Annotated in this window: 11 protein-coding genes; 9 read left to right on the top strand and 2 right to left on the bottom strand. The window is 69.3% G+C overall.

Annotated features, from left to right (window positions below):
• Both KBX34_RS04190 and KBX34_RS04185 read right to left on the bottom strand, forming a co-directional pair.
• The coding region (locus tag KBX34_RS04190) for an acetylxylan esterase (protein ID WP_210923394.1) at positions 1-142 on the bottom strand (142 nt) is incomplete at its 3' end.
• Between the two features lie 22 nt (positions 143-164).
• Complete coding sequence (locus tag KBX34_RS04185; protein ID WP_210790130.1) at positions 165-1,202, bottom strand: LacI family DNA-binding transcriptional regulator; 1,038 nt, start codon at positions 1,200-1,202, stop codon at positions 165-167.
• 318 nt (positions 1,203-1,520) lie between these two features.
• On the opposite strand from KBX34_RS04185, the gene KBX34_RS04180 reads away from it, so the two are divergent.
• The 9 genes from KBX34_RS04180 to KBX34_RS04140 all read left to right on the top strand — a co-directional run bounded on the left by KBX34_RS04180 (position 1,521) and on the right by KBX34_RS04140 (position 13,681).
• Complete coding sequence (locus KBX34_RS04180) at positions 1,521-3,896, top strand: glycoside hydrolase family 3 N-terminal domain-containing protein (RefSeq protein WP_210923370.1); 2,376 nt, start codon at positions 1,521-1,523, stop codon at positions 3,894-3,896.
• A 9-nt stretch (positions 3,897-3,905) separates the two neighbouring features.
• Positions 3,906-4,895, top strand: coding sequence for a sugar ABC transporter permease (locus tag KBX34_RS04175; RefSeq protein WP_210923368.1), 990 nt, complete (start codon positions 3,906-3,908; stop codon positions 4,893-4,895).
• Positions 4,892-5,803, top strand: a complete 912-nt coding sequence (locus KBX34_RS04170; protein WP_210923366.1) for a carbohydrate ABC transporter permease — start codon at positions 4,892-4,894, stop codon at positions 5,801-5,803. The genes KBX34_RS04175 and KBX34_RS04170 overlap by 4 nt, the downstream gene beginning before the upstream one ends.
• A 55-nt stretch (positions 5,804-5,858) precedes the next feature.
• A complete protein-coding gene (locus KBX34_RS04165; protein ID WP_210923364.1) occupies positions 5,859-7,496 on the top strand; it encodes an extracellular solute-binding protein in 1,638 nt (545 codons plus the stop codon).
• Positions 7,497-7,613: 117 nt separating this feature from the next.
• Positions 7,614-8,303, top strand: coding sequence for a DUF624 domain-containing protein (locus tag KBX34_RS04160; protein ID WP_210923362.1), 690 nt, complete (start codon positions 7,614-7,616; stop codon positions 8,301-8,303).
• Positions 8,300-8,497, top strand: coding sequence for a beta-galactosidase (locus KBX34_RS04155; protein WP_210790119.1), 198 nt, complete (start codon positions 8,300-8,302; stop codon positions 8,495-8,497). Before KBX34_RS04160 ends, KBX34_RS04155 begins: the two co-directional genes overlap by 4 nt.
• Complete coding sequence (locus KBX34_RS04150) at positions 8,494-10,629, top strand: alpha-glucuronidase (RefSeq protein WP_307871323.1); 2,136 nt, start codon at positions 8,494-8,496, stop codon at positions 10,627-10,629. The genes KBX34_RS04155 and KBX34_RS04150 overlap by 4 nt, the downstream gene beginning before the upstream one ends.
• A gap of 306 nt (positions 10,630-10,935) precedes the next feature.
• The gene (locus tag KBX34_RS04145; RefSeq protein WP_210923360.1) at positions 10,936-12,261 is read left to right on the top strand and encodes a PHB depolymerase family esterase; all 1,326 of its coding nucleotides are present in this window, start codon (positions 10,936-10,938) and stop codon (positions 12,259-12,261) included.
• 37 nt (positions 12,262-12,298) lie between these two features.
• Complete coding sequence (locus KBX34_RS04140) at positions 12,299-13,681, top strand: endo-1,4-beta-xylanase (RefSeq protein WP_210923358.1); 1,383 nt, start codon at positions 12,299-12,301, stop codon at positions 13,679-13,681.
• Positions 13,682-13,793: the final 112 nt, after the last annotated feature.

Genomic DNA, 13,793 nt, shown 5'->3' with positions numbered 1-13,793 from the left:
GCTCCGGCCGGACGTCGACGAGCACCGGTCGGGCAGCCGCCTCGGCGAGCGTGTCCCGCCAGAACCTGTCGAAGTCGTCGGGTTCGGCGACCTCGGGGGCGTACCGCTGGAGTTCGTCGGGGATGAAGGCGGAGTCAGACACGGGTCCTCGCAGGGGGCCGGGATCAGTGCGGGTCGGCGGGGGGTGCGGTGCTCTCCCGGACGACCAACTCGGTCACCAGGTCGATGCGGCTGGTCGCTGGCTCGTTGCCCCGGGTCAGGTCGAGCAACATCTGGGTGGCGATGCCAGCCATGTCGCGCAACGGCTGGTTGATCGTGGTGAGAGCCGGGTCGGTCCAGGCGGAGACGGGCAGATTGTCGTACCCGATCACCGAAAGGTCCTCGGGGACTCGGAGGCCGCACTGGCGTGCGGCCCGGAGCACCCCCATGGCCTGGATGTCCGACCCGGCGAAGATCGCCGTCGGTCGGGACGGCTGGCGTAGCAGTTGCAGCCCGTGGGCGTGCCCGGCGCCGGCGGAGAAACTGCCGTAGCGGACCAGCTCGCGGTCGACCGTTATCCCCGCTTCCTCGTGGGCCGACTGGAAGCCGGCGGCGCGGGCGCGGCTGCAGAGCACGTCGGGTGGCCCGGAGATGATGGCGATCCGCCGGTGGCCCAGATCCAGCAGGTGCCGGGCGGCGAGCAGGCCGCCGTTCCAGTTGTTCGAGCCGACGGTGGGCACGGAGGCCGAGGTCGCGCTGTCGGTGTCGACGACGACGAACGGTATGCCCTGGCGCCGCAGGTGCTGTTGTTGCGCCTCGGCCAGGTGGGAGAGGACGAACACCACGCCCAACGGCCGGTCGGCGAGCAGCGCCTCCAGCCATCGGGCCGGCGGGCGGTGCGCGCCGTCGAGTTGGGCGACCGACAACCCGATGCCGGCCGCGGTGGTCACCGCCTCCACGCCTCGCAGGATCTCCATCGCCCATCCCGTGTCGAACTCGTGAAAGACGAGTTCGATGCGTCCTCCGCCGGGCGAGGGCCGGCGGGCGCGGCGCTGGTACTGGTGGCGGTCGAGACTCGCCTCCACGCGGGCTCTGGTGCCGGGAGCGACATCGCCGCGTCCGTTGAGGACCTTGGACACCGTCGCGACCGAGACGCCGACATCGTTGGCGATGGTCGCGATGGTGGTGGAGGCGGGTGGGTCGAGCGGGCGGTGCTCTGTCATCGCGACCTCAAGCAGCATCCGAAAGTTTCGGCAGACCTTAACACGATCAGTCGGCCACACCAGCCGGTGCGACAGTCGGTCCGACCGTTGGTGGGCCCGTACGGGGCGCGTGCGCCACGGAGTGCTGTCGGCAGAGTCACTGTGTGCAGGATGTGGCCGTCGGACGTCCGATTGAGACTCTTGACACACATCGATGGGGACCTTAGGTTGCCGAAAAGGTTGCGCGGATTTCCGGAAAGTTTCGGATCGTGAAAATGTCCGCCACGGAACGGGTTCCACGAGGGCACGGGGACGTGGCCGGAGCTGAGGGGTCAAGGCATGAGTAGTCAGTTGCCCGGGGACAGCGACACCGCGCCGTGGCGCGATCCGCGGCTGACGCCGGCCGAGCGGGCCGACGCGCTCCTGCCGAGGATGTCGCTGGAGGAGAAGATCGCCCAACTCGTCGGCGTGTGGGTCGGCGCGGAGGCCTCCGGCGAGGGTGTGGCGCCACACCAGTCCGACATGATCAGCGAGCTGCCGCAGTGGAGCACCGTCATCCAGCACGGGCTGGGCCAACTCACCCGCCCCTTCGGCACCGCGCCGGTCGACCCGGTGCTCGGCGCCCGGTCGCTGGCGGCCTCGCAGGCGCAGATCGTGGCCGCCAGTCGGTTCGGCATCCCGGCGCAGGTGCACGAGGAATGCCTGACCGGGTTCGCCGCGTGGCGGGCCACCGTCTACCCGACCCCGCTGAGCTGGGGCGCGTCCTTCGACCCCGACCTGGTCGAGGCGATGGCCGACCGGATCGCACGGTCCATGCGCGCCGCCGGCGTACACCAGGGTCTCGCCCCGGTCCTGGACGTCACCCGCGACTACCGCTGGGGCCGCACCGAGGAGACGATCGGCGAGGATCCGTACCTGGTGGGGACGACCGGTGCCGCGTACGTGCGGGGCCTGGAGCGGGCCGGCGTGGTCGCCACGCTGAAGCACTTCGCCGGTTACTCCGCCTCCCGTGGCGGACGCAACCTCGCGCCGGTGCCGATGGGGCCCCGGGAGTTGGCCGACGTCATCCTGCCGCCGTTCGAGATGGCGTTGCGCCACGGCGGCGCCCGCTCGGTGATGAACTCCTACGCCGAGATCGACGGCCTGCCCGTGGCCGCCGACCACGGGCTGCTGACCGGGCTGTTGCGCGACGAGTGGGGCTTCACCGGCACCGTGGTCGCCGACTACTTCTCCGTACGCTTCCTGGAGACCCTGCACGGTGTCGCCGACGGCGCCGCCGACGCGGCACGGCTCGCCCTGCGGGCCGGGATCGACGTCGAACTGCCCACAGTGGACACCTTCGGCACCCCGCTGGTGGAGGCCGTGCGCCGTGGCGAGGTCGACGAGGCGTTGATCGACGGCGCGCTGCGCCGGGTGCTGATCCAGAAGATCGAGATCGGCCTGCTCGACGAGGGCTGGCAGGAACTGCCCGACGACGTGGCGTCGCTGCGTCTCGATGACGAGGCCAGCCAGGACGTCGCCGTACGCCTCGCCCGGGAGGCCGTCGTCCTGCTGCGCAACACCGGCGTCCTCCCGTTGCCCGTCGGCAACCGGGTCGCCCTGGTCGGCCCCGTCGCCGACGACCCGATGGCCATGCTCGGCTGCTACTCGTTTCCCAACCACGTCGGCGTGCACCACAGCGAGTTCGGGCTGGGCCTGGACATCCCCTCGCTGCGCGATGAGCTGGCCCGACGCGTCCCGCTGCTTAGCCACGAGCAGGGCTGCACCATCACCGGTGAGGACACCTCGGGCATCCCGGCCGCGGTCGCCGCGGCTGCCGCCGCCGACGTGTGCGTGCTCGCCGTCGGCGACCGGGCGGGGATGTTCGGTCGGGGCACCTCCGGCGAGGGGTGCGACGCCGCCGACCTGCGACTGCCCGGTGTGCAGGCCGACCTGGTCCGTGCCGTCCTCGCCACCGGCACCCCGGTCGTCCTGGTGCTGATGACCGGCCGCCCCTACGCGCTCGGCCCGGAGTTCGACGCCGCGGCGGCCGTCGTGCAGGCGTTCTTCCTCGGCCAGCTCGGCGGGCAGGCGCTCGCCGAGGTGCTCACCGGCGCGGTCAACCCGTCCGGGCGGCTGCCGGTGAGTGTGCCCCGGGACGCCGGCGGACTGCCGAGCACCTACCTGGCACCCCCGCTCGGCCGGCGCAACAAGGTGTCCTCGATCGACCCGACGCCGGCCTACCCGTTCGGTCACGGGCTGAGCTACACCACCTTCGACTGGTCCGACGCCAGGGTTGTCGAGCCGGCGGGTGGCACTCACGACCAGCCGGCGGCGTGGCCGACCGACGGCGAGGTGCGGGTGCGGATCACTGTCGCCAACACCGGCGACCGGGCCGGCACCGAGGTGGTCCAGCTCTACCTGCACGACCCGGTCGCGCAGACCACCCGCCCGGTGGTCCGCCTGGTCGGCTACACCCGACTGCCGTTGGAGCCCGGCGAGGTGGCGCACGTGACGTTCGGCGTACCGGCCGACGTGGCGTCGTTCATCGGGCTGTCCGGTCGGCGGATCGTCGAGCCCGGCGAGGTCGAGCTGCGGTTCGGCCGGTCCAGCGGTGATGTGGCGGCGGCCCTGTCGCTGCTGCTGACCGGAGCCGAGCGCCAGGTCGGCCACCACCGGGAGCTGCTCACGTCGGTGCGGGTCGAGCCCCTCGTGGCCGTTCCGCAGTCCGCCTAGGAGGCGAGGATGACATCCACGTTGCGGCCACCGCCGCCGGCGCCGCCCCGGTCTCCGGCGGCGGCTCCCAGCCCCGCCCCGCGCTCACCGCGCCGCCGCCGAAGCTGGCGGCAGGCGCTGCGCCGGGACTGGCAGCTCTACTCCCTGGCCATCCTTCCGCTGCTGTTCTTCATGGTCTTCCGCTACCTGCCGATGCTCGGGAACATCATCGCGTTCCGCCGCTTCAAGCCGGGCGGCAGCATCTTCGGCGAGTACTGGGTGGGGCTGCGGTACTTCCGGATGTTCTTCACCGACCCGACGTTCTGGGAGGTCTTCACCAACACCCTGGTGCTCGGGACGCTGACCCTGCTGTTCTGCTTCCCGCTGCCGATCGTGCTGGCGCTGCTGCTCAACGAGGTGCGTGCCCGCCGGTTCAAGCGGTTCGTCCAGTCGGTGTCGTACCTGCCGCACTTCCTGTCGATCGTGATCGTGGCGGCGATGGTCATGCAGTTCACCTCGATCGGCGGCACGGCCAACCAGCTGGTCCGGATCGTCGGCGGCGATCCCGTGGCGTTCCTCCAGCAGGCGGAATGGTTCCGCACCATCTACGTCTCGTCCGAGGTCTGGCAGACCGTCGGCTGGGGAACGATCCTCTACCTCGCCGCCCTCACCACCATCGACGAGGACCTGTACGAGGCCGCCCGGATCGACGGAGCCAGCCGGCTGCGGCAAACCTGGCACGTGACGTTGCCGGGCATCCGGCCCACGATGGTGACCCTGTTGATCCTCAACATCGGCAGCTTCATGGCCGTCGGGTTCGAGAAGATCCTGCTGCTCTACAACCCGCTGACGTACCCGACCGCGGACGTGATCTCCACCTACCTGTTCCGGATGGGCTTCCAGTCCAGCAACTTCAGCTACGCGGCCGCCATCGGTCTCTTCGAGGCGGTGATCGGGCTGATCCTGGTCCTGTCGGCGAACCTCATCTCCCGTCGCACGGTGGGGACGAGCCTGTGGTGACCCTCGGTACGAAGCGCGAGGCCCCGAAGACGCGCGGGCCGGTGGACAGCCGGGGCTACCGGATCTTCCGGATCGTCAACACGGTCGTCCTCATCGGCGTCGTGATCGTGACGCTGTACCCGTTCCTCAACATCGTGGCCCGCTCGCTCAGCGACGAGGCGTACATCCTCGCCGGGAAGGTGAGCATCGTCCCGCGCGGGTTCGACGTGACCGCGTACAAGCTGGTGATGTCCGACTCGCTGTTCTGGACGAACTACCGCAACACCCTGGTGTACACGGTGGTCGCCACGCTCATCTCGATCGTGCTGACCACGTGCTACGCGTACGTGCTGTCCAAGCCGCAGCTCAAGGGCCGCGGGGTCCTCGTCGGCATCGCGCTTTTCACCATGTTCTTCTCCGGTGGCCTGATCCCCAACTACGTGCTGGTCACCAGCCTGGGAATGAAGAACACCATCTGGGCCGTGGTGATCCCCAACGCCATCAGTGTCTTCAACCTGCTGGTCATGAAGGCGTTCTTCGAAAGCCTGCCGACCGAGTTGGAGGAGGCCGCGGCGGTCGACGGGTTGAACACCTACGGCATCCTGCTGCGGATCGTGCTGCCGCTGTCGAAGGCGATCATCGCGACGATGGTGCTCTTCTACGCCGTCTCGTTCTGGAACTCGTGGTTCACCGCGTTCCTCTACATCGACCAGCAGGATCTGCTGCCGGTCACCGTTTACCTGCGCAACCTCATCGCGGGTGCCACCGACGCACAGCAGTCCGGCGCCGCCGACGCCGACGTCGTGCAGGCCGCGGCCACGCTCCAGGCCGTGACGATCGTGCTCACCACTCTGCCCATCCTGGCGGTCTACCCCTTCGTCCAGAGGTACTTCGTCTCCGGCGTGATGCTCGGCGCGGTCAAGGGATGACGCCGGGCGCTGCATCGCATCACTTCCTTCACCCCCACCACCGAAAGGACGAGCCATGCTCCACAAGACGTGGCGCCGGGTGGCGATAGCCACCGCGGGTGTGCTCGCGCTCAGCCTCACCACCGCCTGTTCCGAGGACCCCGGCGAGTCGAAGGACCTCTCCGAGAACCGGGCCGGCGCGATGGCCAACTACGGCGTCGGCGACCAGTTCAAGGCCACCGAGGCGCTCTCCTTCTCCACGCTCTACAACAACCACACCTTCTATCCGCTCAAGGAGGACTGGCTGTTCTGGTCCGAGCTGACCAAGCGGACCAACGTCAAGATCGAGCCGGTCGCCGTCCCGCTGAGTGACTACGAGCAGAAGCGCAGCCTCCTCATCGGCGCCGGTGACGCTCCGCTGATCATCCCGAAGACGTACCACCCGCAGGAGAACGCGTTCGTGTCGTCCGGGGCGGTCCTCCCGGTGAGCGACTACCTGGATCTGATGCCCAACCTCAAGGACAAGATCGCCAAGTGGAACCTCAAGCCGGAGATCGACAACCTGCGGCAGTCCGACGGTAAGTTCTACCTGCTGCCCGGCATGCACGAGAAGCCCACGCAGGACTACACGGTGCTGGTGCGCACCGACATCATGCAGGAGCTCAACCTCGCGGTCCCGAAGACCTGGGACGATTTCTACACAGTGCTCAAGGCGATGAAGGCCAAGTACCCGAACGTCTACCCGTACTCCGACCTCTTCAGCAAGCCCAACCCGACCGGCGCGCTGCTCAACATCCTCGGCTCCGCCCACGGCACCCAGGCCGGCTGGGACTACCAGCACGCCACCTGGGACCCGGCGGCGAAGAAGTTCAACTACACCGGGGCGTCCGAGCAGTACCGGCAGATGGTCACGTTCCTGCACAAGCTCGTCGCCGAGGGCCTGCTCGACCCGGAGAGCTTCACCCAGACCGACGACCAGGCACGCCAGAAGCTCGCCAACGGCAAGTCCTTCGTGGTTACCGGCAACGCGCAGACGCTGGTCAACAACCACCGGCCCGACCTGGCCAAGACCCTGCCGAATGCGAAGATGGCCAAGATCCCGCTGCCGATCGGCCCGGCCGGCGAGGTCAACCCGTTCCCCCGACTGGAGAACGGCATCATGATCTCCTCGAAGGCCCGGGAGAGCAAGAACTTCGTGGCCATGATGCAGTTCATCGACTGGCTGTGGTATTCCGACGCCGGCTTGGAGTTCGCCCGCTGGGGCATCGAGGGCACGACCTTCACCAAGGACGCGTCCGGCAAGCGCACGCTCAACCCCGGAGTCGACTTCCTCGGCCTCAACCCGAAGGCCCCCAAGCACCTGCAGAAGGACTTCGGCTTCCAGAACGGCGTCTTCGCCTACGGTGGCAGCCCAGACCTGGTGCGTGGGTTCTTCTCCCCGGAGGAGCTGGAGTTCCAGAAGGTGATGGACGCCCGCCCGCCCAGGGTGGTGCCCCCGCCCGCCCCGTTGACCGACGAGGAGCGCGAGCAGGTGTCGCTCTGGGAGACCCCGTTGAAGGACTTCGTCACCCAGAACACGCTCAAGTTCGCTCTGGGCCAGCGGCCCCTCACCGAGTGGGACGCGTACGTGGCCGAGCTGAAGGCGAAGAACTCCGAGCAGTACATCGACGTGGTCAACAAGGCGTACGAACGGTTCCAGAAGAACAACGGCTGATCAGCGGGAGATCCGGTCGGGCGGCGCACCCGCGGCCCGACCGGACCTCCCGGCCGGTACGACGCGCGTGACCCACCGCGCTCTGCCGGTCGTCGGGACCGACCGGAAGGAGCAACAGTGAGCGGCACCGCCCAGGTCTGGCGACAGTTCGGCGACGGGCCGCTGTCGCGGATCACCTCCCGGGTCTACATCCTGCTCGTGGTCGAGTTGCTGCTTCTGCTCACCACAGTGCCCGGCCTGCTCCCACTGCTGTTGCTGGGTCGTGACCCCAGCAACCTGCCACTGGTCGCGCTGTTCCTCCTGCCGGTCGGCCCGGCGATCTCCGCCGCCCTGTACGCCCTGCGCCACCAGCGCCTCGACCTGACCGACCTGCGGCCCGCCGCCCTGTTCTGGCGCGGGTACCGGGCGAACCTGTCCGGCACGCTGCGCGTCTGGGTGCCGACGCTGCTGTGGCTGACCGTGCTCGCCCTGAACCTCGCCTACCGGGGTGCCGTCGGCCTCGCGGGCTGGTGGGTGGTGCCGCTGGTCCTGCTCGCCGTGGGAGTGACGCTCTGCGCGGCCAACGCCCTGGTGATCACCGCGCTGTTCGACTTCCGCACCCGGGACGTGCTCCGGCTGGCCGTGCACTTCCTCGTGCGTACCCCCGGTGTCACCGTCGGCACGGCGTTGCTGCTGGCCGCGGCGGCCGGGATCACGGCGGTCTTCTCCGAGGCGGTGCTGGCGATGCTCGGCTCGGTCGCGATCCTCGCGTTCCTGCGCGTCAGTGACCCGATGATCCACCTGATCCGGAAGGAGTTCACCCCATGAGCCTGCCCGTCACCGCCAAGGTGCCCTTCGGGGGCGACTACAACCCGGAGCAGTGGCCCGAGGACGTGTGGAAGCAGGACCACCGTCTCTTCGACAGCGCCCGGATCGACCTGGTCACCGGTGACCGGGAACTGACCGGTTCGGCCCTGCGCCTGCCGGCGTTCGGTGTCGTCGTCGTGCGGGAGGACGGGTGAACGCCGAGGAGTCCGTCCACCTGGAGCACCTGATGTTCGTCGAGGAACCGATGGAACCCCGCGAGCCGCACGTCCACGCGGCCTGGCTGCCCCCGGAGGCGTTCCGGTCGCTCGGCGCGCGCCGCGTCCTCGTCCACGGCGACGGCCTGCTCGTCGACACCGTCCTGGACGAGGTCTCGCGTGCCTGTGCGCGCTACGGCGGACGGGTGTGGCACTCACCCTCCTGGGACGTCGACGTCGACCTGGTGCTCGCCCTGCGCGGTGCCGACGAGCTGCCCAGCCGGGCGGTGCAGGCGGCCCGGTCGGCGGCCGAGGCGGCGCTGACCGGGATCGGCGGTGAGCCGCTCGGCGACGAGGGTTTCCTGCTGGCCCGCGACGGCGAGGTGACAGTGGTGCTGGCCGACGCGCCCGCCGGCCTGCTGTACGGGCTGTTCCACGTGGTCCGGCTCTGCGCGGCGGCCTTCGATCCGGCCCGCCCGCCGGAGCGGCACCGGCCGGCGCTGCGCCGGCGGATGCTGAACCACTGGGACAACGTGGCCGTGCACCCGGTGATGGGCCAGGTCGAACGGGGGTACGCGGGCGGTTCGATCTTCTGGCAGGACGGCCGCCCGCGCGGCGACCTGGCCCGGGTCCGGGAGTACGGGCGGCTGCTGGCCGCGAGCGGTGTCAACGCGATCTCGGTGAACAACGTCAACGTGGCCCGGACGGAGGCGCTGCTGCTCACCGACCGGCTCGGCGACGTGGCCGAGATCGCGGACGTGCTGCGGCCGTACAACATCCGGGTGCACCTGTCGATCACCTTCGCCGCGCCCGTGGTGCTCGGTGGCCTGTCCACCGCCGACCCCTTGGACGAGGCGGTGCGGGTCTGGTGGGCGGCGACCACCCGGAGGGTGTACGAGCGCATCCCGGACTTCGGCGGTTACGTGGTGAAGGCCGACTCGGAGGGGCAGCCCGGCCCGTTCACCTACGGACGAGACCACGCCGACGGGGCGAACGTGCTGGCCGAGGCGTTGGCCCCGCTCGGGGGAGTGGTGCACTGGCGGGCGTTCGTCTACAACCACCACCAGGACTGGCGGGACCGGTCCACCGACCGGGCGCGCGCCGCGTACGACCACTTCGCCCCGCTCGACGGGCGCTTCCGGACCAACGTGGTCGTGCAGGTGAAGTTCGGGCCGGTCGACTTCCAGACCCGGGAACCGGTCTCCCCGGTGATCGCCGCGATGCCCGCCACCCGGCTGGCGGTGGAGTTGCAGGTCACCCAGGAATACACCGGTCAGCAGCGACACGTCTGCCACCTCGGCCCGTGGTGGGGTGAGGTGCTGCGGTTCGCGCCGTGGGGGCCCGGGGGGCGGACGGTCGCCGACATCGCCGCGGGGGAGTCGGGCGCGGGCGGCGGTCTGGTCGCGGTCGCCAACGTGGGCGATGACCTCTTCTGGACCGGGCACCCGTTGGCGCAGGCCAACCTGTACACGTTCGGGCGGCTCGCCTGGGATCCGCGACTGGATCCGCAGGCGGTCCTCGACGAGTGGATCGCGCTGACCTTCCCGCCGTCGGCGACCGCCGAACCGGAGCTGGTGGGGCGGACCCTGCACGAGATCATGGACGACTCGTGGCGCACCTACGAGCGCTACACAGCGCCGCTGGGTGTCGGTTTCATGGTCAACCCGGGCGACCACTACGGTCCCGGCGTCGACGGGTACGAGTACACGCGGTGGGGCACCTACCACTTCGCCGACCGCGACGGTGTGGGCGTGGACCGCAGCCGTGCGTCGGGCACCGGCTTCGCCGGCCAGTACCCGCCGTACTGGGCCCAGGTGTACGAGTCGCCGCAGAGTTGCCCCGACGAGCTGCTGCTCTTCTTCCACCACGTGCCGTACGGGCACGTCCTGCACAGCGGGTCGACAGTCATCCAGCACATCTACGACACCCACTTCGCCGGTGTCGAGGAGGTGATGGCGATGCGACGGCGGTGGCAGACTCTGAACGGGATGATCGACCCGGCCGTGTACGAGCGGGTGGCCGAGCGCCTCGACGAGCAGGTGCGCTGTGCCACCGAGTGGCGCGACCAGATCAACACGTACTTCCACCGCAAGTCCGGGGTGCCCGACGAGCGAGGGCGGACCATCTACTGATCGGCAGGACGGGGAGGCGCGGCCATCGGGTCGGGCCTCCCCGTGGTGTCTCCGGTAGGCCCGGTACGTTTCGAGAACGTCCCGATAATTACTCGCCACCAGTCGCCGGTGCTCACGCCCGTCGATACCGATCGGAGCGCAGGTGACCGCCGGATGCGTTGCGGCGAAAGGTTTCCGGAACTCTTGACAATCGAGTGGTCTCGATTGAAGCTGGCATGGTCACGCGAGCCGCGGTCAAGGTCGGGCGAAGGGCAGTCCTCGACTTAAGTCCCCTTCCACGCGCCTTTTTCGCAAGGGATCGCGACGATGACACTGAAGACAAGGACGCTTGGCGTCGTGCTGGCGGCCGTGACGCTGGCCGCCGCCGCGTTGACGTTCCCCACACCGGCGTCGGCGGCGACGCTCACGCAGGTGACCAACTTCGGCACCAACCCCACCAACCTCCAGATGCACCTCTACGTCCCGGACCGGGTGGCGACCCGGCCGGCGATCCTCCTGGCCATGCACTACTGCACCGGAACGGGCCCGGCGTTCCATTCGGGCACCCAGTACGCATCCCTCGCGGACCGGTACGGGTTCATCGTGATCTACCCGTCGGCCACCCGCAGCAGCAAGTGCTGGGACGTCTACTCGCCGCAGGCGTTACGTCGTGGCGGTGGCAGCGATCCGGTCGGGCTCATGTCGATGGTCGAGTACGTGCGGCAGCGCTACTCGGCCGACCCCGCGCGGATCTTCGCCACCGGCACCTCCTCCGGGGCGATGATGACCAACGTCATGCTGGGCGTCTACCCGGACGTGTTCGCGGCGGGTGCGTCCTTCGCGGGGGTGCCGTTCGGTTGCTTCGCCACCGGCGGCAGCTCCGAGTGGAACAGCGAGTGCGCGAACGGGCAGCTCATCAAGACCCCACAGCAGTGGGGTGACCTCGTCCGCGAGGCGTACCCGGGCTACACCGGCCAGCGACCACGGATGCAGATCTGGCACGGCACCAACGACGAGACGCTGCGCTACCCGAACTTCGGTGAGCAGGTCAAGCAGTGGACCAACGTGCACGGGCTGAGCCAGACCCCGACGTTCACCGACACCCCGCAGTCCGGCTACACCCGCACCCGCTACGGCAGCAGCGGCGCGATGGCGCCGGTCGAGGCGATCAGCATGCAGGGTGTCTCGCACAACCTGCCAGTCGACGCCGCGCAGGTGATCCGCTTCTTCGGGCTGGACGGCACCACGCCGCCGACCACTCCGCCCCCGACGACGCCGCCTCCGACCACGCCGCCCCCGACCACGCCGCCCCCGACGACTCCGCCGCCGAGCGCGGGCGCCTGCCGGGTCGGCTACACGGTCAACGCCTGGAACAACGGGCTCACCACGAGCGTGACCATCACCAACACCGGCACGGCCGCCGTGAACGGGTGGGCGTTGGCCTTCACGCTGCCCAGCGGACAGGTCATCACCAGCGGCTGGAACGCCCAGTACGCCCCGACGAGCGGTGCGGTCACCGCCCGCAACGTCTCCTACAACGCCGCCATCGCCCCGAACGCGTCGGTCGAGATCGGCTTCCAGGCCACCCATGCCGGCGGCACCGGCAAGCCCTCGTCGTTCGCCCTGAACGGTGCCGTCTGCTCGGTGTCCTGATTCCCCACCACCCCATCACCACAGAAGGAGTCGCACGATGAGAAGAACGAAGTGGAAGGCGGCATCGAGAGCCGCGCTCGCGCTGGCCGGCGCGGGTGCGCTCGCCGCCGGCATGGCGCTGTTCGCGACGGCACCCGCCGCCGCCGGGACCACGCTCGGCGCTTCCGCCGCCGAGAAGGGCCGCTATTTCGGTACGGCCGTGGCCGGATTCAAGCTCTCCGACAGCGCCTACACGACGATATTGAACCGTGAGTTCAATATGGTGACGGCCGAGAACGAAATGAAGATGAACGCCACCGAGCCGCAGCAGGGCCAGTTCAGCTACGGAGCGGCAGACCAGATCGTCAACCACGCGCGCAGCCGCGGCATGAACGTGCGTGGTCACACGCTGGCGTGGCACTCCCAGCAGCCCGGCTGGATGGAGAGCATGAGTGGCACCGCTCTGCGGTCGGCGATGCTCAACCACGTGACGCAGGTGGCGACTCACTTCCGGGGTCAGGTCGTGGCGTGGGACGTGGTGAACGAGGCGTTCGCGGACGGCAGCTCCGGTGGCCGCCGGGACTCCAACCTCCAGCGCACGGGCAACGACTGGATCGAGGCGGCGTTCCGGGCCGCGCGTGCCGCCGACCCGAACGCCAAGCTCTGTTACAACGACTACAACACGGACAACTGGACGCACGCCAAGACGCAGGGCGTGTACAACATGGTCCGCGACTTCAAGGCCCGTGGTGTGCCGATCGACTGCGTCGGTTTCCAGTCGCACTTCAACAACGAATCCCCCTACGTGAGCAACTACCGCACCACGCTGTCGAGCTTCGCCGCGTTGGGTGTGGACGTGCAGATCACCGAACTGGACATCCAGGGCGCATCCGCGGCCACCTACCGCAGCGTGGTGGAGGACTGCCTCGCGGTGCCCCGCTGCAACGGCATCACCGTGTGGGGCATCCGTGACAGTGACTCGTGGCGCGCGTCGCAGACGCCACTGCTGTTCAACAGCAACGGGTCCAAGAAGCCGGCGTACGACGCGGTCCTCGCCGCACTGAACAACGGCACCACGCCGACGGACCCGCCCACCGATCCGCCGACCGATCCGCCGACCGACCCGCCCACGACCCCGCCTCCGGGGCAGGGCGGATGCACCGCGACGGTGTCGGTGAACCAGTGGACGGGTGGCTTCGTGGCCACAGTGAAGGTGACGGCCGGCTCGTCGGCCATCAACGGCTGGACGGTCGGCATCGCGTTGCCGTCCGGCGCGACGGTCACCAACGCCTGGAACGCCAACCGCAGTGGTAGCACGGGCTCGACGAGTTGGACCAACGTCGCCTACAACGGCCAGGTCGGCGCCGGCCAGTTCACCGAGTGGGGCTTCCAGGCCAACGGCACCGCCGGCACCCTGACCCCAACCTGCTCAGCCAGCTAAAGCCCCACCGGCCGGTGCGGGGCGATCCCGAACCTCGCACCGGCCCCCAGCCCTCGGTGATCAAGAAGTTTGCGTCACGACACGCCAGGCTAGACGACGCAAACCTCTTGAT

The sequence above is a fragment of the Micromonospora sp. M61 genome (genome assembly GCF_018070245.1).
Taxonomy (GTDB): domain Bacteria; phylum Actinomycetota; class Actinomycetes; order Mycobacteriales; family Micromonosporaceae; genus Micromonospora; species Micromonospora zamorensis.
Note: the sequence above shows the minus strand (reverse complement) of the source record. Positions and strands in the feature narration are given on the sequence as shown.